Origin of the sequence: Spirochaeta isovalerica (assembly GCF_014207565.1) — a bacterium.
GTDB lineage: Bacteria > Spirochaetota > Spirochaetia > DSM-2461 > DSM-2461 > Spirochaeta_F > Spirochaeta_F isovalerica.
This window is the reverse complement of sequence record NZ_JACHGJ010000002.1, coordinates 147086-169605: the sequence shown is the minus strand read 5'-3', so window position 1 is coordinate 169605 and position 22520 is coordinate 147086. Positions and strand designations below refer to the sequence as shown.

Below are 22520 nucleotides of genomic sequence, written 5' to 3'. Positions count from 1 at the left end.
AAGGGCCTCAATCGGGAAGAGCGTCCATAGCCTTCCACAATCTGGAAGCCTGCTCCCTCGCCTCGGCATAAATATCGCTCACATCAAAGGTAAACTCACCGTCCTCCAGGACGACATTCCCGTCGATAAGAACCGTTCTCACCGTATCGGATCCCATGCCGAAAGCGATATGCCCGGCGATATTGTCTCCCACCAGAGGAGTGGGGCTGTTGTAGTCCGCCACAACAATATCGGCCTTATATCCCGCTTCAAGTTTTCCGAACTTCTGTCCGAAATTCCGTTCCAGAATATCATTGCCGTTGTAGAGGAACTTCAGGTAGCTGTCAGGCCACATGGGACCGCCCGCGTCCTTGTGCTTGAAGAATGCAAACTTGAACTCCTCAAACATATTGTTCCCTATGCCGTCGGTACCGAGGGCCACATTTTTATAATCCGCCAGTCTGTGGTTGTAGCCGATACCGTTGTTCATATTGGAACGGGCATTGTGTACCAGATAGGCATCTCTTTCGTTGATAATGCGGATATCCTCGTCTGAGAGATAAACACCATGGACCATTATGGATTTGCTGTTTACCAGACCGAATTCATCGAGACGGACAATCAGATCTTTCCCGTACTCCGCATGGGAATAGGAAACATCATAGGTCCCTTCAGCTACGTGGATATGAGATCCCCGGCCTGTCTTCTCGACCGCATCGCCCATGAGCTTCAGCGCTTCGTCATTGAGGGTAAATGGCGCGTGTCCGCCTATATGGGTTTCAAACAGCCCTTTCCCGGAACCTTTTTCACTGTCGATCAGGGCGGCGAACTCTATGCTCTCCTCAACCCCTTCGATCATGCCGTCGCGGCCGTTACGGTCGGTGATCTCGTAGCAGCTCATTCCTCTCAGCCCGACTTTTTCAAAGCCGTCCTTCAGAGTTTTCAGCGAGCCTTTAATGAAGTTCGGCGAAGCATGGTGGTCAATAACCGAAGTTGTACCGGCCTTTATGGCATCGAGGGCACAGACCAGTCCGCTGGAATAGAGGCTGTCGCGGTCCAGAGCCCTGTCGAGACGCCACCAGAGATTTCTCAAAATAGAGACGAAATCGGGAGACGGTTTGATATTGGCGATTATGCCCCTCGCCAGGCCCGAATAGTAGTGGTTGTGGGAACAGACAATTCCCGGATAAACCAGCTTCCCCGATCCGTCGATCACTTTATCAGCTTTATATTTTGAGGATAAACCGCTGCCCACCTCTTTGATATAGGAATCTTCTATAACGACATCCATGCCTTCCCGGACGCGGGACGGTTCGAACTCAACAGCTGTCGCATTCTTGATTATGGTAATCATTTCTGAACCTCCCCGAGAACCCAGGGCTGTCTTTCGGCTATAAGCTCGGTCATGCGGACAGAAGCCCGCAGCTTATCAGGCGCCTCCAGAACTTTGCCGTTCTCCATCTTCAGGGTTTCCACTTTTCCATCGGCTCTCAGATAGAGAGTTGTGCCGTCGAGGAAGAATCCCGGATTCGTGCTGTTGTCAAAATCCTCTTTGAAACTGAATACGGTGAACTTGTCCTTGTAGGGTCGTCCTTCTTCGTAGGGGCAGAACCGGGCGCAGTTTCCGCATTCGTTACAGTAGGCATCGATGTGGTAGATCTGATAGGGATCGAAGTATCCGTCCTCGGGAGTCACAGCCACGGTGGCGTTGGCTCTGTTGGGACAGACTTCCACACAACGGTTACAGAGGAAGTTGCACTCGATACAGCGCTTGATCTTTGTATCCACCTGAATGACAGACTTCTTCATCTCTATCTGTTTCAGCTGCTGGTCCGCATCGACCCAGGGGAATGTTTCGACTCTGTCGAAATCGGGCTCCTCTCTCAGAGTGATGGCATCGGCAGCGACACGTCCTTCGTGAATACACTGAACGATTGTGGAGGGACCGGTCCGTCCGTCTCCGATCAAAAATACATTTTCTACCGATGTTTCCAGATTTTCATCGGTGGTCACCCAGCCGTTTTCCGCAGGCAGACCGCTTTCGATCAGGATTTTGGAATCGGCGGACTCTCCTATCGACGGAATAATCAGGTCCGCTTCGAGAGTGATGGTCCGGTTTGTGGGTACAGGCCGTCTCCGCCCGCTACTATCGGGCTCGCCGAGCTCCATAACGCGGCAGACCACCGTCCCGTCAGCCTTGAATGTTTCGGGATCCGTGAGGAATTTGAAATCGATTCCGTCTTCCAGAGCCTCATCGTACTCGACTCTGGCGGCAGGCATCTCTTTTTCAGATCGTCTGTAGACCACGGACACCGATTCGACACCGGGCATTTTCTTTGCGGCTCTGGCAGCATCCATAGCCGTATTTCCCGCACCGACAACCAGAACTTTCCTGGCCGCCGGAAGCTTGGAGGGATCAGTATTGAAGTATTTGAGGAATTCGAGTGACGGGAGCACTTTGCTTTCCGCCCCTTCGATATCGTATGCCTTTACTTTTTCCGCTCCTGTCGCGATAACGACATACTTGTATCCTTCAGCCTTCAGATCGCTGATTTTAAATCCGACGGGTACACCGTATTTGAATTTGACGCCGTGCGCCTTGATAAAATCGATATCGTGGGAAATCGCCTCTGCGGAAATCCTGAATTTGGGAATGACATGCTCGATAACCCCACCGGCGCTTTCGTGCTTCTCGTGGATTGTGACATCGAATCCCTCCCGGGCCAGAAAGTAAGCGGCGGAAAGACCGGCAGGCCCCCCTCCGATAACAACGACTTTTCCATCTCTGTGAACTTCAGGTTTTTCCCATCGTTCCTTATATTCTTTAAAACCGTTCAATACAGCCTGTTTCTTAGCCTCGCGGATTTCAATAGCCCCTTCGTAATCGAGACGCGTACAGTTGTACTGGCACTGATGATCGCAAATATGGCCGGTAATGGAAGGAAGCGCGTTCTTCTCGTAAATAACATCGAGCGCATCGGCATAACGCCCTTCCGCAACGAGGCGGATGTACTCGGGAATATCCTGATGGATGGCGCAGGCCACTTTGCAGGGAGCGATGTAGCAGTCGTTGAGAGGAAGAGGCTCCTTCACTTCGACACGGTCATCGCCGCGGCTTCTTTTCAAAGTATATTTTGCCGTGAGCGCTTCTTCCGCCAGAGATTTCAGCTTGGTTACATCTATCTTGTCAGGATAGGTGCAGTTCTCGGAAATCTCGGCACACTGAACCATTCTGGTATAGCCGCCGGGCTTCAGCATTTCCGTAGCAATAGTTACGGGGCGGATTCCGGTTTCGAGGATCTGTCTGATATTTTTCGCCCCGGCCCCTCCGGAAAAGGAGATGGGCAGGTCGCCATCGAATTCTTCCGACAGCTTAGCGGCCAGGTTGATGGAAAGGGGAAAGAGGGCGCGGCCCGACATATACATTTCATCCCCGGGAAGACGCCCCAGGTTGTTCACCGAACCGAGGGTGTTGGTCAGCTTGACTCCGAATCTCCGGCCTGTTTCATCAGCTGCGGCGCGAAGCCGTTTGAGCATGGCAACAGCATCGGGGTATTGCAGGTCATGGTCAAAAGACTCCTGCTTAAGCCCCACATAGGAGAATCCCGCATCGTCGAGGATTTTCCGGACCACGGGAAAGGAGAGAAGCGTCGGGTTCAGTTTTACGAAGGTCTGAATCCCTTTCTCCTTAATCATATACATGCAGATAGCTTCGATTTCATCAGGCGGGCAGCCGTGCATGGTCGAAAGGGTTACGGATTTACAGATATCGGAAGGGATAGAAGCAGCCAGGCCTTTCAGAGAGTTCAGCTTATCTTCCAGCCCGGTACCTTTCAGAAAGGCCCCATCTTCAATCAATCTGTCGAGAGAATCGATGTGAGACTTGAACTCCGCTCTCTCAGAGGAATCCATCATGGAATTGATATAGGTCTGCATCCTGTCGGTTTTAATCCCCTTCAGGTCATATCCGACACTCATGTTAAAAATAAAGGAACGTTCACCGGAAGCGGAGAAACCGAAAAGCTTTTCGATCAGATGAAGGATGATCCAGGCTTTGGCGTACTCATCATAGGCTTTTTCAAGGGTAAACTCGGTGGACCATTCGGTGTTGAATCCCTCATCATCCGCATCAATACAGGGCTTTTCAATTTCCAGGGTGTCTATAATCTGAACGGTTTTCAACTCTATAAAGCGGCTTCCGGTCAGATAGGAAACGATAATATTCTGAGTCAGCTGGGAATGAGGTCCCGCAGCCGGCCCCAGGGGCACCTCGCAGGTCTCCCCGAAAACATCATATGCCCTGTCGTTTTTCTTCCTGAAGAAGAAGGATTCGCTTATACCGAAAATCGACTTCTGAGTTCTGTACTCATCGAAGATCCTGTTAATCAATTCCTCGAACGGTACCGGTCTCATAATATCACCCATTGAAAACTCCTTTGATATATAGCTGGCTGGTGTCTTTCTCCGCCAATCAGCCTTACTTCATATTTTCAGACAATACTCTATCTATCACTATAATAGACAGCTCTTTAATTATCATAAACTTTTTGCTCAGTGTTTTTGGCTTGGATTAATTCTGTCTCCCGGAATTGTGGATTCAGCCCGAAAATGTCTCTTCACCGAAGCTCAATTTCATGCCGGCAGCCTTACCGGGTTCCCTAAATTGTATGTTTGTCATACAATAGCGCTGCAATAGTCATTATCCGACCCATTTTCAATTTTGTCCACATATTTTTTTCAGGCATAAAAGCTCGGAATGATTATAATTATTACATAGCTAAGGAGTATCCTGATGGATTTTATAACACTTTTCGGAACGGTGGCATCGGTCATAATAGCCATATCATTGACAATGAAAAATCTGAAGACTCTCAGAATAGTCAATTTTGTCGGAGCCGTCATGTTTTCCGTCTACGGAGCCTTTATCGGGGCTCTGCCTGTCATTATCGTCAACGCCATCATCGCGCTGATCGATATCTACTTTTACATTCCGCTGGTCAAGAACAAGGAGAAGTTTGACTTCATTCTGAACAGCAGCGAAACAAAATACTACAGCGAGCTCTTTCTGAAACATTACAAAAAAGATATTCTCCGCTTCTTTCCGGATTTCTCAGAGGATATGCTTAAAGAATTGAACAGCGCCTATATACTCAGGGATATGGTTCCGGCCCTTCTCCTCCTCTTCAAAGATACCGAGGGAGAGGACATAGAGATTCTGATGGATTATGCGACTCCGCAGTTCCGCGATTTCAAGAGCTCGAGCTATTTCTTCGACTACGCCGTTCACCACCTGGACATTGACAAATCAGAGAAAAAGTTCTTTAAAGTGCGATCCGCCGTAGACGCCCATGACAAATACCTTGTAAAGATGGGCTTCGAGAGAATCGGCGAGTCGGAGTATTTCAGAAAAGCGATTTAATAATCTGCAGGGACATCCTCAAAGTCCGTCCACTCATACCAGGTACGGATTTTGAGTTTTTCCGCCCAGTGATCGATTATCACCCGGTCCTGTTCTACAGTTCCTCCGGAATTGGCTTTGGTAAAATCATAAAGCGCATCAGAGCGCTTTTTTTTATAAACATGTTCCGTACGGGCTGTAAAATCCGTACCTATCTCATCGTCGAGGATTTTAAGATACACATAATTCATAATAGCCGAAGCATCGAAAACGACAGTGGGTGAGAGATCTCTCACCTGGGGATTAAGAGTCATTGTGTAATCGACAAATTGTTTCTCGAGCACATTCTTCTGCAGGACTCTCAGGTCGGGACAGGTATCGTATATCATTTTCTCCACGACCAGATCGGCGGGCTGGCTGATCAGCTGATTTATCAATCCCAGAATCCAGGAGGAGACGAGCTCGTTGTTATTCAGAACCTCGCGCAGCTCCGGCTTCACATTCGCTTCCGCCTCGATCTGCATTCTCGCATTATTATAATTATCCTGATAGGAAACCCCCATCAGCCTTTTATCTTCGGGAACTTCAAAAGTCCTGATAATCTGGAGGCATTTACAACCGATCAGATGATTGACTTCGTCGGGACTGTCGCTGTTATAGAAAATTCTGTGCGTATCGTTGTGCTCACGGGCGATTTTTACTTCCGCCATTGTAGCCATCCCCTGAACGGGTACCAGAACGGCTTCCTTGCCGGTTTTCAATTTTACGGAATCGAGGATTCCCTGAACGGATTCGTATAATTTCATTGCACCGATTATGCCTCATATCCCGGAAACCGGCAATTCCCCCGCCTATTGAACAGCGGTGTTTAAATGAATATAGTGGGAAATATCAGGTATGAAAGACAAAAACTGGTACCGCCTGGATAATGCGGGAAAGGTCTACCCGGCCATTATAACACATCACAGAACGTCTCTCTTCCGTATCAGCGCAACATTGATAAATCCCGTCCATGCGGGGAAGCTCCAGAAAGCCCTGGATAAAACGATGAAGCGCTTTCCCTATTTCAATGTTCAGATCCAGAGGGGCATGTTCTGGTATTTCTTTGAAACGAACGAACACAACCCCATTGTGGAAAGAGACTCTCTCTATCCCTGCATGGCTGCAAATGTAAAAAGGAACAGAATGTATCTTTTCAGGGTCAGAGCATTCAACCGCAGGATAGCCGTGGAATTCTCTCATATTCTGACTGATGGTACGGGCGCTCTTATTTTTCTGAAAACTCTGCTGTTGCAGTACTTCCGGGAGCTGGGCCTGAACGCGGATCCCGGTCTCGATGAGTTTATATTCAACCCCGAAGCCAGACCGGATCCCGGCGAGTACGAAGACTCGTTCAAAAAAGTGTACAATAAAAAGATTCCCTTTAACAGAAGGCAGCAGAGAGCGTTTCATTTGCCGGAGAAACTGATGAGGGCGGGACATTACAATGTTGTAACAGCGATTATCCCCGCTGAAAAACTATTGGATAAGAGTAGAGAATACAAGGTTTCGCTGACGGAATTTCTGACAGCGCTTCTAATCGAATCGTACAGACAATACTGCGCTGACAATCTCAAACCGTGCCACTGGAAGCCTATAGTCATAAATGTACCGGTCAACCTGCGCCCCATTTTCAACAGCCGGACAATGAAAAACTTCTTTCTGTCTATGGAACCGGCCATCGATCCCCGCCTGGGAGAATACACTTTTGACGAAATCGTCAGCAAAGTCCATCATTACATGAGGCACGAAGTCGACAGCAAGGTTCTCAATCAGCAGATCACCCGTAATGTAAAAGGGGAAATGAACACTTTTGTGCGCCTGATGCCGCTCCTGTTGAAAAACATGGTCCTTCCGATTATCTACAACCTGCTTGGCGAGAACAATTATTCAGGAAGCCTTTCCAATCTGGGAAGAATCACGATGCCTGAAAAGCTATCGGGAGAAATAGAGCGCTTCGAGTTTATTCCCGCTCCTTCCACCGGTCTGAAAACAAAAGCGGGATTTCTGTCCTGGGGCGGAAATATCTACATATCCTTCGGAAGACTGACAAATGACAGCCCCGTGGAGAGGATCTTTTTCCGAAAGATGAGAAAGATGGGAATTCCTGTTAAAATAGAGAGTAATTATTAAAGGAGAGAGAATGCCATACTGTTCGAGATGCGGCGTCGAAGTCGATAATGATGTGGAAAAATGTCCCCTCTGTTCCACACCGATACAGGTCCTGAGTCCGGAAAATCTGAAAACGGGGAAATATCCCGACAAACCGGCTCCTCATCCGGCCCCTCCCAAAAGAAACAAGAAAGAACAGCGCCGCATGGCTGCCATAATTATAACTTTCGGGCTTCTTATCCCCGCATCCATAGCCATTGCAGCAGACGTGGTCATCAACAAACATATAACCTGGGGGACCTATACCATCAGTACCCTGATTTATATCTGGGTGATCATACTCCTCCCCCTTCTCTATTACAAAACGCCGGTTCTCACTCTCATGGCCTATTACCTGTCAACGCTTCTCTTCCTTTATTCCATCGAAGTCTTCAGCGGAGGAGAATACTGGTTCCGACAGTTGGCTCTGCCGATTATAACAGTTACGGCATTGCTTATAGCTCTGAATTTTTATATTGACAACAGGAGCGCGATAAAGGGGATAAATATATTCGCTTATGCGGTATTTTCTGTGGGGCTCGAATGCGTTGGAATAGAAATGGCCGTTTCGCTTTTTCTGGAGAACACCGTAAGAGTCTGGTGGTCTATAATGGTTCTTTCAGCGACGATCCCCACGGGAGGACTGCTTCTTTATCTTCACCATAAAACGAAAAAACCTCTCAAAACTGAGAAGTTTTTTCATATTTAGACCTCTTCGGCAGCCGTTTGTCCCGCTTCTTCCTGAGGAAGCGCCAGCTTATCCGCTTCGGCAGCCAGAGCCATCTGATCGGAGTTGAGAATCTTGTCTATATCGAGGACAATGATGAAGTTATCCTCTTTCTTTGCCATTCCCACGATAAAGGTATCTTTTATGCGGATACCGACTTTAGGTGCCTCCTGAATATTCTCGGGAAGGATTTCTATCACTTCCTTCACCGCGTCAACCAGACCGCCCATAGTCAGAATTTCTCCCTGAGATTCAATAAACATTACGACAATGGATGTGTCGAGAGTTATTTCCTTCACATCGAGATTGAGAATCATCCTCAAATCGACAACCGGAAGAGCCCGGCCCCTTAAGTTTATAACTCCCTTTATCGTATCATCCGTCCCCGGAAGCGGCGTAATTTTCGTATACTCAAGAACGCTTTCGATCTTGGATACTTCAATAGCATATTCCTCCCCGCTAAGAATAAAAGTCAGATACTCATTGGTTTCTCCGATTGAACTCATATGGGACTCCTTACGTCTCTTCAGAAGCGGTAGCTTATTCAGTCAGTTTTTTCAACTTCCGGATTTCCGCCCGCGCCCGTTTAATCTCATTATTAAATTCTGAAATATCACTGTTGCACTTTTCAATAGTCATTTCCAGATCTTTGATATTTTTCTTCATTTCCGTAACTTCTTCTTCCAAATTGACAATTTCCAGTTCAGCTTTGAGCTTCTCTATTTCCCGTTCCTGGTTTTCAATTTTTCCATAGATCTCACCGGCGGAAGCGAATAGCTGTTCGACCTCGTTATCCTTCAGTTCAATTTTTTCCCTGTAGAGATACAGGCCGAGATCATATACGCCGGCCATTTTGTCGGAAAGAGCCAGGTCCCGCCGGGATTGCATCTTCTCTTCCGTTTTCTTCTGACGGCTGCTGTTGTACTCTGATTTCAGGTGCTTTTCGAGGTTTGAATTCTCCTCTTTCAGCTGAGCGATTTCCTTATCCAGCGCGGCCATTTTTATCCGGTTCTCTTTGAAGGAAGCAACAGTTTCATCTTCAATAGAATCGAGAAAAGCCGGGTCTTTGCGATATATCTTTTCTCCGAGTTTTCCGAAGAGATTATCCATTGACGATTCCAGGCGCTTTTTTTTCGATCGTAAAACAGCGATGCGGCCTTTGTCTTTCAGGTTCTCCAGAAATTTCTTCTTACCGCCGGAACTCTCCAGGCGGAAGATTTCATTATCCTGTTCCTTTAAATTCTCCTCAGCTTCAACAAGGGAATCAAAGGATTTTCCGTATTCCTGCCCTCTCCCGCCTTTAAGCGGAAAATAAGCGACTCTCCCCAGGGGAACAAAAAGCTTTTTATTCTCTTTCTCAAGAAGAGCGTATTCTTCTCCGATTTCCTTTTCCCTTTCGGCTATCTCGGAAATCCGGTTATAGGAAGTCCTCAAATCATCCATCTGACTATCGATGTTCTGCAAGCGCTTTTCCCGCTCGCCAAGGGCTTCCAAAAGTTTGTTTATGGCTTCGTCATCGCCTTTATAGAGCTTCTCTCCGGCGACCCGTTCTCCAGCTTCGCAAAAAATATCCTTAAGCTCCGCCTGGCTGTCTTTTATACGGGATTGTAATTCTTCAATGCGGGTTTCATTCTGATCCATATATCCCTCCGGATAATCTGTACACTTTAAATCTACTACATTTAAAAGCCTTTATCCAATAATTAAAATAGGGTAAACTCCATACATATGAAAAGTCTGACAATCTGGGGAGAAGAGGGAGACGAGAACTCCCACATCAATGAGATTATAGCCGGGCGAAAAAAGGCTTTCTGTACCCCTGAAGCCTGGTTCGGAACAGTAGACAGCGAACCGGAAACGGTAAAAGGGGATCAGATTATCCTCAAGGACCCATCGGGGAAAGACCGGGTTCTGGCAGAAATTACCGATGTCCGTCACCTCTCTTTCGGCCAGGCTGATGAAAAACTGGCCCTCGACGTTCTGGACTGCGATCTCCAGGATTTCCGGGACGCCCATCGTTTCTACTGGGGCGAGGAAATCGAAGTGACAGACGACCTTCCCATTGTCGCCGAATACTTCCGCATCGTCGAAATTCTCTAATTCTCCAGGATAGTGATCTCAACCCGCCGGTTCAATCTCTGCCCCTCCTCGGTAAGGTTGCTTCCCAGAGGACGGGTGGAACCGTAACCGCGCGTCACGATTTCCGACTCGTCGCGGATATGCATTTCCTGAAAATAGGAAGCGACTGCCGCCGCTCTTTCCTCCGATAGAATCTGACAGCTTTCCTCGGTTCCGAATCTCGCCGTATGACCTTCAACCAGGATGTCCCGGTCTCTGTAACGCATCAGAATCTCCGATATCCGCTCCAGCTTTCCGATTTCACTGTCTTCAAGAACGGGAGAATCGGGAAGGAAGCGGATTTCCTCGAGAGTGAGCCGCACGCCCTCTTCATCGGAAGTAACGGCGATATCATCGATCCCCTCTTCCTCCAGCTCACGGCTGATATCCTCGGCCATCTGCTCGCGGTCCATTTCCCTGGCTTCCACGACTTTGCCCTTTGAGACTCCGGAAAAGGTATAGGAAACGCCGGTTGAGAGATAATACTTGTACTCAAACCTGTCCTCAACTTCAGCGGGGCGACCGGCCTCCCTGTTCCAGAAATACTCCTGGTAAAAGGAACCGACTATTTTTTCCGGATACTCATCTCCCCAATCGGGATGCTCATAAACGGTGAGCACAGGATCCTGCTCATAATAGATATGATATATTATGGTAATTTTATCGAGAACCTTATCTCCTCTTTGCACCGTGCCGTCATATGTATAGAAGACACGGAAAGGAATATGGAGGCGGTAATCAATTCCGAAAAAAGGAAGGAGGTCATGAACCTCTTCCGCAGAAAAATTCCATGATTCCCCTATCGCGATATCCTGATCGGGGAAGCGTGGTACATTTCTGACCGAAGGCAGGGCCGTATCAACCGGCAGCTCGGAGTATACCCCTTTCGCATCTCTGGTAAAGGCGACCTCATCTTCCGAGCTCCACTGATATCCGCTGCCGTCATGAAGGTGCTCGGAAATCTGATACAAGGCTTCGATGTCCCCCCGGCCGTCCGTAACGCCGGTCACAGTGGCGGCGATGCGGTTGAGAATTTCCGTTGAATATATGATTTTATCGTTTTCCTTAACCGTTTCGCTCACTTCCGTAACGATGCGGTAATGATCTCCCTCTTCATAAGTAAATCTGAATTCCACAGCATTGAGGCCGAAAGGAAGAACAAGCAGTAAGGAAATAATGGCTCTTTTCAGGCGAACCCTCATAAAAAAACTCCTACGGTTGCATAGGCGAGCAGTAACCGAAGGTTACGACCAGCCTTAGGATGCATAGGCGAGCAGTAACCGAAGGTTACGACCAGCCTATATATTTAAAAAACATACAGCAAAAAAGAGCAATTTCTTGACAAATCAGAAGTCAGTGCATACCTTAAGTAATGTCTTATGCGTATAGAGACAGTATTGGTTAGTGCCCCGGGTAACTTTAACGGAATTTAAAAGAAACAGAACCAGTTCCGTTTTTTCCAGTCTGTCATTTATTCATATTTTTGCATAAGTCGTTTTTTTTACATTTTTTAAGGAGAAGCCGCAATGAGCAAAGTTAACGATGTGTTGACTGATTCCATGATATCTGCCATTGATGCTCTTCAGAAAAAAGTCAGCGAAAATGCTGATCCTGACGATCTGAAGACATTCAAGAAGATATTCAAAAAGACAGTCCCACTGCATTTGCGTTCCTGGACCACAGCCTATCTTTTCAAACAGGCTGTCGAATCAAAATCCAGGCAAAGGCTTACCGATGGAACAACCCTTTTTGTCAGTGTCGGAAAAAACCGCCGGGTCTATCCCCGCGATCTGATACAGCTATTTATCGGTACCGGTAAGCTTAACAGAGACGATATCGGTGAAATTAAAGTTTTGGACAGCTATTCCTTTATTACCATTAAGGAAAACAGCGCTCCCACAGCTATAGACAATCTCGATGGTATTAACTACCGCGGGAGAAATCTTGTTGTCAATTTTGCCAAGAAGAAATAACACGTGAGGTTCTGTTTCGAAAAGGGAGATTGCAGTCTCCCTTTTTTTATTTCTATAGAGATTGAAAGATCAGAATAATCAACCAGATATTGATTGTCAGAGCGGAAAGAATACTCGTCATGGCGAGAATTTCGAAAAGAAAAGCCTTTGCCGTAGACCGCATGATGAGAGAGCGCGGTTCGTCTTCTATCAACAGAAATTCCTTCATCGGATCCAAAGGCCGACCGATAAAAGATCCGCTTTCCTTTTGAATCTCCGCTCCGAAGAGAGAATGGTCCCAGAGAGTTTTTTTCTCTTTTCCGGGATAATGGATGCCTCTGACTTTATATCCGGGCTCAACAGGCATAAAAGGCTGCCCGGACCCGAAGCGGATATGGCGGTATTCTCTTGCAAAGATGTTTCGATCTTCAAAACGAAGGGGCAGTGCGATCAGATCCCTGTCCGCCCGGCAATTGCGACCCCGCCTCCAGAAAGCTGTATAGAGGAAAAAGAAAAACAGCCCGGGAGGGAGAAAAGGAAGAATAGGGAGAGCCGCCACAAGAATTCCCCCGATGAGGAATTCTGCCGGAACATTGGCCTGGATCATCATATTTAACAGAACAAGAGAGAGAATTCCCCCAATGGCTATTGACCAGGGAGTCAGAAAATTCCAGTATTCATTTTTCTGCCGGCCGCAGCTTATGCTCCGTTCCAGCAGAGAACTCTCTTCACCGTCATAAATTATAACCGTCAGCGGATTTTTTCTGTCCCCGGCAAACAGAAGCCTTCCGTCTTCTTCCCGCACTTCGCCGCTTATATATACAGCTGTTCCCTCGGCTATGGAAAAAACCCGGTTCCACGACAGTTTGGTAGGCATCTGGGAATTCATCTTTTTTTCCGAAGGGATGAGATAAACAAAACAGTGCTCCATTTTAACGGTCATTGTCATGTTTTTGTTTTTGACCCATAAAAGCTTTCGGGATTGTATGGATTCGATTTCTCCGAAAAATCTGAAATAGCCTTCTTTTCTGTCTCCGATTATCTCCCCGTAAGTGCAGATGGGAAAGAGCGACGCATTAATCATTGTCAGCCTGAACTGTCTCCAGACCGATCTGACGCGAAAAGCTCCGATAAGGGGTAATATAATATAAAAAAGAAGAGGTATAAGGATTAAAACATATAGGGCGGGCATAAACTATCAGGCAGTTAAAGAGACAACCATACCGGTTTCTGAAACGTTAAAACCGGTCTGGGCCGCGGAAACTACGCGATGCAGCTCTTTTGAATAGGAATCGATAAGACGGCCGACAGCTTCTGAAGACATCTTATCGGCTCCGGAAATTGAGTTTTTAAGGGAGGCATCGCCCTTCAGGCGGGAGAGATTTTCTATAAGATTATTCAGTATTCGTATTTTGGATATGGGAACCGTGGGAGAATTTTCTCCGGCCGAGTAGCCGTGAACATGTTTGTAATATGAGTAAATGACGGAATTGCTCGATACTGGCAGACCTATGCCGGTTCTCTGAGCAGTGGCAACCTGACTGTATCCCAGATTAAATCCGCTTCCGTTAAGTCTCATCTCCGTTCCTCCAGTTTTATTATCGGAAACAGAGATGATGACCTTACAATTATTTTTTAATGTATTTTAATGACGTCTCCCCTCTGATGCCGTTTTACACTGAATACAAAAAACAGCATAGGGAATGGCTTCAAGCCTTTCTCTGGAAATCTTTTTGTTGCATTTTGCACAGACACCGTATTTTCCGTTCTCCAGCCTGACCAGCGCGGCCTCGACCTGGCTTAGACGGAGTTTATCCTGATGTCCGATAACTTCAAGGGTTCGGCAGTCGATATCGTTCGAAGCAACGTCTCCCAGATCCTTGACGCCCATGTCTTCAACAGCAGCTCTGAAGTCTTCACTTTCATGCATCAATGTTTTCAGGATGCCAGCTTTCGAATCAAGCAGCACCTGACGCATTCTGGAAACAAATTCCTCATCCATAAACGGACCCCTTACGTTCAAGTCATAATTTAGGCATTAAATATATTATTTTTCCCCAAAATGTCAAGCTGTTGACAAATCAATTGAAGATAACTTACTATTTGCGGAGAAAACATAAAGCCGCAGGAGTTTTTTTTGGCAAAAGAAGAAGCTATTGAAGTAGAAGGCGTGGTTAAGGAATCTCTTCCCAACACACTCTTTAAAGTGGAGCTTAAAAACGGCCACCTTATACTTGCCCATCTCTCAGGAAAGATGAGAAAGCATTACATCAGAATCGTGCCGGGAGACAAAGTCAGAGTCGCCCTTTCCCCTTACGACCTCACAAGAGGAAGAATTATTTACAGGGAGCGCTGACGGACAACCGCCCAGGTTGCGCCGCTCCCTCCGTCCCGCCTTTCCGGCGTACCCGTATCGCCGATATAGGGAGACATTTCCAGAATGGATCTGACCAGCGGTTTCAGTACCGCCTCTCCCTTCGTATGATTACCCTTACCGTGAATAATTAGAATTTTTCTCGCACCGGTTGAATAGCTGCGTCTGATAAAACGGTTAAGGGCAATGCGGGCCTCTTCGGTTGTCATGCCGTGGAGGTCGAGTACCGAATCAGCTTTCCGACGTCTCATTTTCTCACGGGAAACCTTGTTGATCTGAGGCTTATCTTCCTTTTTCGAACCTACAACTTCCTGATCGGGAGCGTACTGTTTGAGAAGAGACTCCATGGGATGTTCGCTTTTTACAGATTTCCTGACAGTTTCTTTCTTGTTTTTCGGCTTTTTTTCTCCGTTCTTCTCCCAATCCTTGAGAATATCCCCGAAATCCATTATTCCTCCCTGTTTAAAAAGAGGAGTGACGACTTTTCGATCCATCCTTCCAGACCGTAGCCGGTTCTGATCAGCAGAGAATCATCGGAACGGGAGAGAACAAACACGGTCGTACCTTCCTGCAGAGTCAGCCAGGATCCGCCGGAATTTCCCGGAACTTTCTTGAGTTCTCCTTCTTCGGCGTTAACGACAGCCGCATCTGTACGGGAAACATAATGAGAATAGCCGACTATTGCCAAAGAGATAAGGGAAAGAAAGAAAACCATGATTATAAGAATCGTCAGTTCCATTTTCCGTTTTCTGATATTAAAGGATATGACAAGCGCCCCACCATTAAACAAAAGAATGAAAAGAAGAAAAAACAGATCAGGAGATAATCCCGAGGTTGCCCTCACTTGCCGTTCGAGCCCGTATTCCTCTTCGACCGCAGCCAGCGCATTCTGATAAAGACGGCTTCCCGGCTTGAGGTTGAGAGCTTTGCGAAGCAAGTACACAGTGCGTCCGGGCTCATCGAGATTATACTGGATGATGGCCCGATTATAGTAAAGGGCAGAATTCTCTTCATTGCCGGAGATCAACTCACTGTAAATATCGTCCGCTTCGGTAAATTTTTCCTCTTCAAATAATTGCCGGGCTTTCTGAAGCTTATCGCCCCACAGAGGGAGAGTCACGGAAGAAGATGAAACAAGAACCGCGAAGAGAAGGAAAAAGGCGCCTATGCGGGCGTCATAACGTTTTCTTATCAAAGCGGCAAGTATAGAAATAAGCCCCGGCAGAAGGAGAAGATAATACAGGGGGATATTATAAAAAGCCCTGCGCTGATTGGAAACATCCTCGATGCCCAGCATGGAGAATCTATCGGCAAAGGACAGGTTTTCTTCACGGCCGGAAATCACTTGATTGCTGAACCTGAAAGGGTCAGTGTTTTCAGTTTCAACGGTTCCGGAGTCGCGGTTGAACCAGTTCCAGGGAGGAATGACGATAGAAATCTCCGGCTCATCGCCCACCTGCAGCCTGTAGACATCCTCCCTGTATCCACTGTAGCCCGACCGGGAAGGGACATAATCGCTCAATTCCTCTTTATCGATAAGCGTCATTCCGGAGAACTCCGGCTGGGGCATTATCAGGTAATTGAGATTCCCGTCCCCTTCGATAAGTATTCTCAGAACAGATACTTTTCCTTTGTCCGGAGGCAGGTTTTCCATATCGACAGACAGCGAGAAGGCTCCGATAGCTCCGGTCGCCACTATTTCCTGAGGAGTCGGCACTACATTGATATAATGGGAAGATGTCGATCTGGTAATATTCCCCATTACGACGGAAGCCGCAGGTATTTTTATCCTGCCGGGAGCCGTCGGTGTATAGAGCCAGGAATCAATCGGCGCTATATAGACCTCATCCTCCCCGATTTCCATCACCGTTATCTCGCCCAGGGAATTGACCCGTTCGAACATCCCGCCGGCCGGCGGATCCATTTTCACATTGTCGGGAAAGGTCAGAGATTCAAGGTTCTGCATTTCAAGAATGAGCGGGATCGATTCCCCGACCATGACTTCGTCGGGCAGAGAGTACCAGGAGGCAAATACGGGATATTTGAAATTCCTCTCGTCAAAAGCGACCGCGGGAAAAGTGACCGGTTCTGTCACAAGGGTGTTTTCTCCATCGCTGAGAGAAAAACTCCCCATAGTATAAATACCCGGTTTATCCACCTTGAACTTGTAGTAGACACGGGTTTTTTTAATGTAACGGGCGTCGCCCACTTCACCTACACGAATTGTCTGGGCGCTCTTATAGGGACCGCCGGCCAGACTGATGCCGTCGGGAAGCTCCGGTTCCTTTATTTTGACAGTGCGGTATGAAGGAAAGTCCCCGAAAATAGTCAGGTCAAACCTCTGTCCGACGATAATCTTTTCCGGAGAGACTTCCACGGTAATACGGGGTTCATCCTCTTCCTGCGCATTATCCTGGGCATTAAGAAGGGAGCTTATCAGGAGAATAGCAGAAAGTAAAATTACCAGTCTTCCTGATAGTTCTCTTTGTCTTTTTCCGATGAAAACCACAATTGCCCCTCCTTTCTTCTGATGTACTCAAGCATTCTCTGCGTCTCAGCCGGATTGACAGCTTCATTTTTCTCGGCGGTGTTCCCGCTGTTCCCGTTCTGAGCTGCGGGAGCGGCCAGTTTGCCCAGGGTCAGTTCCAGATTGATCTTGGCATCGATGCTGGCCGGATCGGACCTCAGCGCCTCTTTAAAGAGATTGTAAGCTTCATCATATCTTCCGAGCTGATAGAAAAGGACCCCTTTATTGAAATTCAGTCTGTAGCGGAGGATGCGGTCTTCAGCGCTATCCACGTTTTTCCAGACTTCAAGGGCGGCTCCGCCTTCTCCGAGAGAAAAATAAACATTGCCCATATTATAGTAAATCCATTCTGAGAAGCGTCCGCTTTCCAGTCCGGTGACGTAATTAATCGTAGCCTGCTGAAATTCTCCAACCTGATAGTTGTAATTGCCGGTCAGAACGGAAAGCCCCGGTTCCAGACCGTTGCAGGAGCTGAAAAACAAAATGAAAGAAAGGAGGAACAGACCTTTCAGAAGTCTTTTTTCCATTTAACCCCCCTTATAAGAAAATGCAGCATGATAAAAACCAGAGCCAGAATAACAAAAAACCGGAAATGTTCGATATTGCGGAACCTTATTCCTTTCCGGTCTGAAAAATCATTAACGGCGCGCACGGCTTCATTCAGATTGGAGGATACAGAAGGCGAAGAGAGATCAAAATACTCACCGCCGGTTCTTTCCGCGGCCTTGACCAGAATATCTCTATCCAGTGAAGAAATAACCGTGTTACCCGAAAGGTCTCTGATGACCGATCCGTCATTGAGTATTATGGGAACTCCCTCGACACTTCCCGCCCCTATGGCGAAAAGAGGAATATTCCTCGTTGACGCCAGTTCGGCGCCTCTCATAAGATTCCCTTCCAGAACATCGCCGTCAGTGATGAGCACCACAGCACCATTATGGCCAATACCGGGAGGGAAGGAATTGACAGCCTTGACGATCCCCGCTTCGGGATTGGTTCCTTTGCTCGAGAGCATGGCGGGGCTGATGCTGCTCAAAAAAGTTTCAATTGAAATCGTATCTTCCGTCAGAGGAACGGCGACGACGGCATTTCCTTTGAACACGGTTATGCTGAACCGGCTGCCTTTAAGGTTTTTCATAGTCGTTCTAACGAGATCCACCGCTTTGTCCAGACGGGAGGGAAAGAGATCTTCCGCCAGCATGCTTCTGGAAATATCAATGACAAAAGCCACATCAATTCCCTTTTTCTCTTCGTGAACGGGTTTCTGCCCCCAGATGATTCCCATAAGGGAAAGAGTGACAGCCCCGACGAAGAGTACCAGCATGGCTGTTGAAAAGAAAAATTTCACCAGATACAGGTCAAGGATTTTTTTCTTTCTCCACTCGCCGCCCAACCTGAGAAGCTGACGGCTTCCCGAGCGGTAGCGTAAAGCCGCTGAAATGAAAAGCGGGATAAGAAGAAGGAGCAGATATACAGCCTGGGGATTATTAATCTTCATAATATCTCCCTGAAAAAGGCTTTTCTAACGGTAAACTCAAGCATTATCAGTAAAAAACCTGCCAGAATGAATAAATAGTGCAGCGGTTCGAATACAACCTGCATTTTCACGAGCCTTTCAACAGACTCAAGGGAATCTATTGTCTGAAACACCGCTTCAAGAGTCCCCGGACTGACAGCGTGAAAATACCGGCCACCTGTCTCATCGGCTATTTTTTGCAGCATGGATTCATCGAAGCGGCTCATCAGAGTAGCGGAGTAAACAGAACCTGTTTCGGGATCGGTGAATTCCGCGGAAACTTCTCCGGTCGTGCCGATTCCGATCGTGTAAATGCGGATCCCGAGCTTGCTGGCGATGGACGCCGAGGTTTCCGGCTGGATTTCCCCGGAATTGTTCTCTCCGTCTGTGAGGAGAATGATGATCTTCTCATCCGCCTGGCTGGTAGAGAGATGAAGCGCCGCAACCGCGAGCCCCATGCCTATGGCGGTTCCGTCTCCCATCTCCATTATTTTCAATTCGCTGAGCCGTTTGTTGAGAAGTTCATAATCGAGGGTCGGAGGTACGCGGAGAACCGCGTCTGTACCGAAACTGACAATTCCGATAGGGTCGTTTTCCCGTCCGGCTATAAAGTGAGAAGTCATCTCGCGGGCCGTTTCAAATCGGTTTACAGGCGGAAAATCCTTTCCGGCCATACTGGGGGACTGGTCGAAAACAATCATGATATCGACTCCCCGGGAAAGAAAGAGCTTTTCATGCCGGCTCAAAGAAGGGCCGCCGAGAGAAACAATAAGCAGGGCTACTCCAATCCAGAAAAACAGGGAAAAGAGAAAAAGAACACCTTTAAGGCCGATCTGCCGGGGATAGAACCCATGCCCTCTCCATACGCGGAAAGGGAAAGAGAGAACAGCACCCCGCCCCTTTCTGAAATGTCTGAGATAGACAGCCGGAGGGAGCAGCAGCAGAAGCAGAAGATACTGAGGCGTTTCAAAGGTCAACATGGAAATCCTCCCTCTTCTCAATCTCCTGACAGAGACTCAGTACGAAATCGAGATTTTCCTTCATCTCTTCCTTTGAAAGAGTTTCCCCGGCAAACTTGACCATGTCCCCCTGCTTTAAAACGGAAACCATGCGATCCCACAAGGTCTGGTCGAGACCGAAGCCATGAAACCTGGCGATTTCGCTTGTCGTCGCGGACAGACAGTCAAAGCCCGTCCGTGCGGAAAGGTAGATCCGGAGAGAGTCGGTCAGGGCGATATAAAAATCGCGGACACCCATCTTTTCAAGTCCCGCATCGAGCTTTTTCAAAGTCCTGTTGAGAGCCCGGAACGGCCTTGCAGAATGGTATTTCCGGATAAGAACGATAATATAGCGCACCAGGAGCCTTATGAGGAAGTAAAGCAGATAGGGCAGGACAAACACGGCAAGTATGAGAAGAAAGAATGTGAGCCGCGAACCGGGAATCATGACCTGAGGCCTTAAGCCCCGCAGATCGCTCTCCCCCTCTTCAACGAGAGATTTCGTATAAATTTTAAAATCACTGAGTGTGAATGGTCCGAAATTGAGATCGGGAAGAGCTCTCGTCCCGGGGCTGAAACTGGTGAATTTAATGCTGATTTCAGCTGTCCGTCTATCCTGGGATATATCTATATTGCGAATTTCAACCCATTCAGGCTCTTCATAATTGAGTGGTTCCATCAGGACTTCAAAGCTGTCTAGCTCTATCTGCAGCCGCAGCTCCACAGGGTCTCCGATGTAGTATTCCGGAGGAACAAACACTGAACGGGTTACTTCGGCCTGTCCGGACAGAACAGCCATTGGTATCAGACATATGAAAAGAACCAGGAGAGAAGACTTGTAACGAAAGATCATTGCCGCTTGTTTCTCCTGTTAAAATATTCCATAAGTTTGACAGCCACATCATCTTCCGTGCTGATCTCCAGCGTGTCCACGCCGATCCGCCGGCAACCGTTGAGCCAGTTAAGCCTTTCGATTTCCCAGAATTCAGCATACTCTTCACGGAACCGGGGAGACCGTCCGTAACCGAGGATTGTTTCTCCCGTCTCCGGATCCTGCAGCTCAACCAGTCCGCTGACAGGATACTGCCTGTCTACGGGATCGGTCACCCGGATGGCGATGACATCATGCCTATGGGAAAGGACAGTCAGTTCGCTCCAGTAGGAAGCGGCCCGGAAGTCGGAGATGATAAGACAGATCCCCCGCCTTTTCATGGTTTCCGCGGTCGTCCGGAAAGCCAGGGAAAGATCGGATCCGGCGCCTTCGGGCTTGAAGGAAAGAACCTGGGAAATCTGTTTCAAAACGTGTTTCTTCCCTTTCATGGGCTGAACCTGCTTCTCGATTCTATCGGAAAAAAGGAGAGAGCCCACGCGGTCGTTGTTCGCCACGGCTGCAAAAGCCAGGAGGGCGAAGATCATCCCCGCCGTATCCTGCTTGCTCACCGTTCCGGCGCCTGTCCCGAGGGAAGCGGAAATGTCGATGAGGACCTGAAGGACGACCTCTCTCTCCTCACGGAACGTTTTGGTATAGGGCGAGCCCATACGCGATGAAACGTTCCAGTCTATAAAACGGGTGTCGTCTCCCGCTATGTATTCGCGGACCTCATCAAACTCCAGTCCGGGCCCTTTGAAAACGGAACGGTAATTTCCCGCGAAAAAGCTTTCCACGAGCTTTCCGGATACGAGATGGAGCTGCTTGACTTTTTTCGAGAGATCCCTGTTTTCTGTCACGGAACGGAAACCGCCGCCAGAATATCTCTGATAACGTCATCGGTGGACATTTCTTCCGCCTGGGCTTCATAGGAGAGAACAATGCGGTGCCGGAGGACATCGTAGGCCACACCTTTCACATCTTCGGGAAGAACGAAAGTCCGCCCCTCGAAAAGGGCTTTGACCCGGGCGCACCGGTAGAGATAGATAGTCGCTCTGGGAGATGCCCCGTATTCGATATAACGGGCAAAAGAGAGGTGCTTCTGATCATTGGCCCTGGAAGCGGTAACGATGGATACAATGTATTTCTCAATTCTTTCATCGACCGTAATGGATTCGGCGGCGCGGCGCAGCTGATCGATAGTAATGGAATTGAGGACGCTTCTGATGGCGATGTCCTTTTCGCTGCCCATGCGCTTGAGGATTTCCAGCTCTTCCCCCGCAGTCGGGTAATTGATTTTCAGTTTCATGACAAAACGGTCAAGCTGCGCTTCGGGAAGCTGATAAGTACCCTCCTGTTCGATGGGGTTCTGAGTTGCCAGAACGAAAAAGGGGTTGGGGAGCTTATAGGTATTGTCGCCGATGGTAACCTGTTTTTCCGCCATGGACTCCAGAAGAGCCGCCTGCACTTTAGCAGGGGCCCTGTTGATCTCGTCCGCCAGAATGATATTGGAGAAAACCGGTCCCTTCCGGGCGACGAATTCCCCTGTCTGCTGCCGGTAAATCATAGTACCGGTCAGGTCGGCGGGAAGAAGGTCGGGAGTGAACTGAATTCTTTTAAAATCTATAGTCAGGGCTTCGGCGAGGGTGCGGACCGCGAGAGTTTTCGCCAGACCGGGAACACCTTCAACAAGCACGTGGCCGCTGGCGATAATCCCCATAAGGAGACCGTCTACCATGGCTTCCTGACCGACGATTTTCCGGCCCACTTCCTGCTTCACTTCGGCGAGAAGTTTTTTAGCGTCATTAACTCTTCTTTCAAGATCCCTGTTTTCCATGTATGCCTCTTATAATGTCAGACTCGCTGAGTCTTT

Annotated in this window: 23 protein-coding genes; 6 read left to right on the top strand and 17 right to left on the bottom strand. The window is 48.1% G+C overall.

What is annotated here, in order from left to right; genetic code table 11:
* Positions 1-7: 7 nt before the first annotated feature.
* Together ssnA and ygfK are read right to left on the bottom strand one after the other, a co-directional pair.
* Positions 8-1333 (bottom strand): putative aminohydrolase SsnA, encoded by a 1326-nt coding sequence (gene ssnA, locus HNR50_RS05700; RefSeq protein ID WP_221439814.1) that lies wholly within the window; start codon positions 1331-1333, stop codon positions 8-10.
* On the bottom strand, positions 1330-4404 hold the full coding sequence (gene ygfK / locus HNR50_RS05695) for a putative selenate reductase subunit YgfK (protein WP_184744774.1): 3075 nt from the start codon (positions 4402-4404) through the stop codon (positions 1330-1332). The genes ssnA and ygfK overlap by 4 nt, the downstream gene beginning before the upstream one ends.
* 367 nt (positions 4405-4771) lie before the next feature.
* On the opposite strand from ygfK, the gene HNR50_RS05690 reads away from it, so the two are divergent.
* A complete protein-coding gene (locus HNR50_RS05690) occupies positions 4772-5398 on the top strand; it encodes a YgjV family protein (protein ID WP_184744772.1) in 627 nt (208 codons plus the stop codon).
* Here the strand turns inward: HNR50_RS05690 and HNR50_RS05685 are convergent.
* Positions 5395-6183, bottom strand: a complete 789-nt coding sequence (locus tag HNR50_RS05685; protein WP_184744771.1) for a hypothetical protein — start codon at positions 6181-6183, stop codon at positions 5395-5397. The two genes, HNR50_RS05690 and HNR50_RS05685, sit on opposite strands and share 4 nt — an antisense overlap.
* Positions 6184-6274: 91 nt before the next feature.
* Here HNR50_RS05685 and HNR50_RS05680 point away from each other — a divergent pair, with 91 nt between their 5' ends.
* Together HNR50_RS05680 and HNR50_RS05675 are read left to right on the top strand one after the other, a co-directional pair.
* Positions 6275-7549 carry a hypothetical protein gene (locus HNR50_RS05680; RefSeq protein WP_184744769.1) on the top strand — a complete coding sequence of 425 codons (1275 nt, stop codon included), beginning with the start codon at positions 6275-6277 and terminating at the stop codon, positions 7547-7549.
* A 10-nt stretch (positions 7550-7559) separates the two neighbouring features.
* The gene (locus tag HNR50_RS05675; protein WP_184744767.1) at positions 7560-8276 is read left to right on the top strand and encodes a DUF6320 domain-containing protein; all 717 of its coding nucleotides are present in this window, start codon (positions 7560-7562) and stop codon (positions 8274-8276) included.
* Here the strand turns inward: HNR50_RS05675 and HNR50_RS05670 are convergent.
* Together HNR50_RS05670 and HNR50_RS05665 are read right to left on the bottom strand one after the other, a co-directional pair.
* The gene (locus HNR50_RS05670) at positions 8273-8800 is read right to left on the bottom strand and encodes a chemotaxis protein CheW (protein ID WP_184744765.1); all 528 of its coding nucleotides are present in this window, start codon (positions 8798-8800) and stop codon (positions 8273-8275) included. The two genes, HNR50_RS05675 and HNR50_RS05670, sit on opposite strands and share 4 nt — an antisense overlap.
* Before the next feature lie 34 nt (positions 8801-8834).
* Positions 8835-9935, bottom strand: coding sequence for a coiled-coil domain-containing protein (locus HNR50_RS05665; RefSeq protein WP_184744763.1), 1101 nt, complete (start codon positions 9933-9935; stop codon positions 8835-8837).
* A gap of 87 nt (positions 9936-10022) precedes the next feature.
* On the opposite strand from HNR50_RS05665, the gene HNR50_RS05660 reads away from it, so the two are divergent.
* Positions 10023-10394, top strand: coding sequence for an ASCH domain-containing protein (locus tag HNR50_RS05660; RefSeq protein ID WP_184744761.1), 372 nt, complete (start codon positions 10023-10025; stop codon positions 10392-10394).
* Here the strand turns inward: HNR50_RS05660 and HNR50_RS05655 are convergent.
* Positions 10391-11614, bottom strand: a complete 1224-nt coding sequence (locus HNR50_RS05655) for an OmpA family protein (protein WP_184744759.1) — start codon at positions 11612-11614, stop codon at positions 10391-10393. The genes HNR50_RS05660 and HNR50_RS05655 overlap by 4 nt on opposite strands.
* A gap of 324 nt (positions 11615-11938) precedes the next feature.
* Here HNR50_RS05655 and HNR50_RS05650 point away from each other — a divergent pair, with 324 nt between their 5' ends.
* The gene (locus HNR50_RS05650) at positions 11939-12385 is read left to right on the top strand and encodes a DbpA RNA binding domain-containing protein (protein WP_184744757.1); all 447 of its coding nucleotides are present in this window, start codon (positions 11939-11941) and stop codon (positions 12383-12385) included.
* A 52-nt stretch (positions 12386-12437) separates the two neighbouring features.
* Here the strand turns inward: HNR50_RS05650 and HNR50_RS05645 are convergent, their stop codons facing one another.
* The 3 genes from HNR50_RS05645 to HNR50_RS05635 form a co-directional block, all read right to left on the bottom strand.
* Positions 12438-13556, bottom strand: a complete 1119-nt coding sequence (locus HNR50_RS05645) for a hypothetical protein (RefSeq protein ID WP_184744755.1) — start codon at positions 13554-13556, stop codon at positions 12438-12440.
* A 6-nt stretch (positions 13557-13562) separates the two neighbouring features.
* Positions 13563-13943 carry a hypothetical protein gene (locus HNR50_RS05640; RefSeq protein ID WP_184744753.1) on the bottom strand — a complete coding sequence of 127 codons (381 nt, stop codon included), beginning with the start codon at positions 13941-13943 and terminating at the stop codon, positions 13563-13565.
* Between the two features lie 66 nt (positions 13944-14009).
* The gene (locus tag HNR50_RS05635; RefSeq protein ID WP_184744751.1) at positions 14010-14366 is read right to left on the bottom strand and encodes a TraR/DksA family transcriptional regulator; all 357 of its coding nucleotides are present in this window, start codon (positions 14364-14366) and stop codon (positions 14010-14012) included.
* Positions 14367-14501: 135 nt separating this feature from the next.
* Here HNR50_RS05635 and infA point away from each other — a divergent pair, with 135 nt between their 5' ends.
* A complete protein-coding gene (gene infA / locus HNR50_RS05630) occupies positions 14502-14720 on the top strand; it encodes a translation initiation factor IF-1 (RefSeq protein WP_184744749.1) in 219 nt (72 codons plus the stop codon).
* Here the strand turns inward: infA and HNR50_RS05625 are convergent.
* From HNR50_RS05625 to HNR50_RS05590, 8 genes are read right to left on the bottom strand one after another with little or no spacing between them, the layout of a single operon-like run.
* Entirely contained in the window at positions 14705-15187 is a 483-nt protein-coding gene (locus HNR50_RS05625) for a Smr/MutS family protein (protein WP_184744747.1), read from the bottom strand. The two genes, infA and HNR50_RS05625, sit on opposite strands and share 16 nt — an antisense overlap.
* Positions 15187-17247 carry an SH3 domain-containing protein gene (locus HNR50_RS05620; protein ID WP_184744745.1) on the bottom strand — a complete coding sequence of 687 codons (2061 nt, stop codon included), beginning with the start codon at positions 17245-17247 and terminating at the stop codon, positions 15187-15189. Before HNR50_RS05620 ends, HNR50_RS05625 begins: the two co-directional genes overlap by 1 nt.
* Positions 17199-17792: a tetratricopeptide repeat protein gene (locus HNR50_RS05615; RefSeq protein ID WP_184744743.1), complete on the bottom strand. Its 594-nt coding sequence runs from the start codon at positions 17790-17792 to the stop codon at positions 17199-17201. The genes HNR50_RS05620 and HNR50_RS05615 overlap by 49 nt, the downstream gene beginning before the upstream one ends.
* Positions 17774-18763 (bottom strand): VWA domain-containing protein, encoded by a 990-nt coding sequence (locus HNR50_RS05610; protein WP_184744741.1) that lies wholly within the window; start codon positions 18761-18763, stop codon positions 17774-17776. Before HNR50_RS05610 ends, HNR50_RS05615 begins: the two co-directional genes overlap by 19 nt.
* Positions 18760-19761: a VWA domain-containing protein gene (locus tag HNR50_RS05605; protein WP_184744739.1), complete on the bottom strand. Its 1002-nt coding sequence runs from the start codon at positions 19759-19761 to the stop codon at positions 18760-18762. Before HNR50_RS05605 ends, HNR50_RS05610 begins: the two co-directional genes overlap by 4 nt.
* Positions 19748-20632 carry a hypothetical protein gene (locus HNR50_RS05600; protein WP_184744738.1) on the bottom strand — a complete coding sequence of 295 codons (885 nt, stop codon included), beginning with the start codon at positions 20630-20632 and terminating at the stop codon, positions 19748-19750. The genes HNR50_RS05605 and HNR50_RS05600 overlap by 14 nt, the downstream gene beginning before the upstream one ends.
* Positions 20629-21507: a DUF58 domain-containing protein gene (locus tag HNR50_RS05595; RefSeq protein WP_184744736.1), complete on the bottom strand. Its 879-nt coding sequence runs from the start codon at positions 21505-21507 to the stop codon at positions 20629-20631. The genes HNR50_RS05600 and HNR50_RS05595 overlap by 4 nt, the downstream gene beginning before the upstream one ends.
* Positions 21504-22484 (bottom strand): AAA family ATPase, encoded by a 981-nt coding sequence (locus HNR50_RS05590; protein WP_184744734.1) that lies wholly within the window; start codon positions 22482-22484, stop codon positions 21504-21506. The genes HNR50_RS05595 and HNR50_RS05590 overlap by 4 nt, the downstream gene beginning before the upstream one ends.
* Between the last annotated feature and the right edge of the window lie 36 nt (positions 22485-22520).

What these genes read in the sequence shown, in the direction of transcription:
- ssnA (WP_221439814.1), bottom strand. Translation starts at nt 1,333, where the DNA reads ATGATTACCATAATCAAGAATGCGACAGCTGTTGAGTTCGAACCGTCC.
- ygfK (WP_184744774.1), bottom strand. Translation starts at nt 4,404, where the DNA reads ATGGGTGATATTATGAGACCGGTACCGTTCGAGGAATTGATTAACAGG.
- HNR50_RS05690 (WP_184744772.1), top strand. Translation starts at nt 4,772, where the DNA reads ATGGATTTTATAACACTTTTCGGAACGGTGGCATCGGTCATAATAGCC.
- HNR50_RS05685 (WP_184744771.1), bottom strand. Translation starts at nt 6,183, where the DNA reads ATGAAATTATACGAATCCGTTCAGGGAATCCTCGATTCCGTAAAATTG.
- HNR50_RS05680 (WP_184744769.1), top strand. Translation starts at nt 6,275, where the DNA reads ATGAAAGACAAAAACTGGTACCGCCTGGATAATGCGGGAAAGGTCTAC.
- HNR50_RS05675 (WP_184744767.1), top strand. Translation starts at nt 7,560, where the DNA reads ATGCCATACTGTTCGAGATGCGGCGTCGAAGTCGATAATGATGTGGAA.
- HNR50_RS05670 (WP_184744765.1), bottom strand. Translation starts at nt 8,800, where the DNA reads ATGAGTTCAATCGGAGAAACCAATGAGTATCTGACTTTTATTCTTAGC.
- HNR50_RS05665 (WP_184744763.1), bottom strand. Translation starts at nt 9,935, where the DNA reads ATGGATCAGAATGAAACCCGCATTGAAGAATTACAATCCCGTATAAAA.
- HNR50_RS05660 (WP_184744761.1), top strand. Translation starts at nt 10,023, where the DNA reads ATGAAAAGTCTGACAATCTGGGGAGAAGAGGGAGACGAGAACTCCCAC.
- HNR50_RS05655 (WP_184744759.1), bottom strand. Translation starts at nt 11,614, where the DNA reads ATGAGGGTTCGCCTGAAAAGAGCCATTATTTCCTTACTGCTTGTTCTT.
- HNR50_RS05650 (WP_184744757.1), top strand. Translation starts at nt 11,939, where the DNA reads ATGAGCAAAGTTAACGATGTGTTGACTGATTCCATGATATCTGCCATT.
- HNR50_RS05645 (WP_184744755.1), bottom strand. Translation starts at nt 13,556, where the DNA reads ATGCCCGCCCTATATGTTTTAATCCTTATACCTCTTCTTTTTTATATT.
- HNR50_RS05640 (WP_184744753.1), bottom strand. Translation starts at nt 13,943, where the DNA reads ATGAGACTTAACGGAAGCGGATTTAATCTGGGATACAGTCAGGTTGCC.
- HNR50_RS05635 (WP_184744751.1), bottom strand. Translation starts at nt 14,366, where the DNA reads ATGGATGAGGAATTTGTTTCCAGAATGCGTCAGGTGCTGCTTGATTCG.
- HNR50_RS05625 (WP_184744747.1), bottom strand. Translation starts at nt 15,187, where the DNA reads ATGGATTTCGGGGATATTCTCAAGGATTGGGAGAAGAACGGAGAAAAA.
- HNR50_RS05615 (WP_184744743.1), bottom strand. Translation starts at nt 17,792, where the DNA reads ATGGAAAAAAGACTTCTGAAAGGTCTGTTCCTCCTTTCTTTCATTTTG.
- HNR50_RS05610 (WP_184744741.1), bottom strand. Translation starts at nt 18,763, where the DNA reads ATGAAGATTAATAATCCCCAGGCTGTATATCTGCTCCTTCTTCTTATC.
- HNR50_RS05605 (WP_184744739.1), bottom strand. Translation starts at nt 19,761, where the DNA reads ATGTTGACCTTTGAAACGCCTCAGTATCTTCTGCTTCTGCTGCTGCTC.
- HNR50_RS05600 (WP_184744738.1), bottom strand. Translation starts at nt 20,632, where the DNA reads ATGATCTTTCGTTACAAGTCTTCTCTCCTGGTTCTTTTCATATGTCTG.
- HNR50_RS05590 (WP_184744734.1), bottom strand. Translation starts at nt 22,484, where the DNA reads ATGGAAAACAGGGATCTTGAAAGAAGAGTTAATGACGCTAAAAAACTT.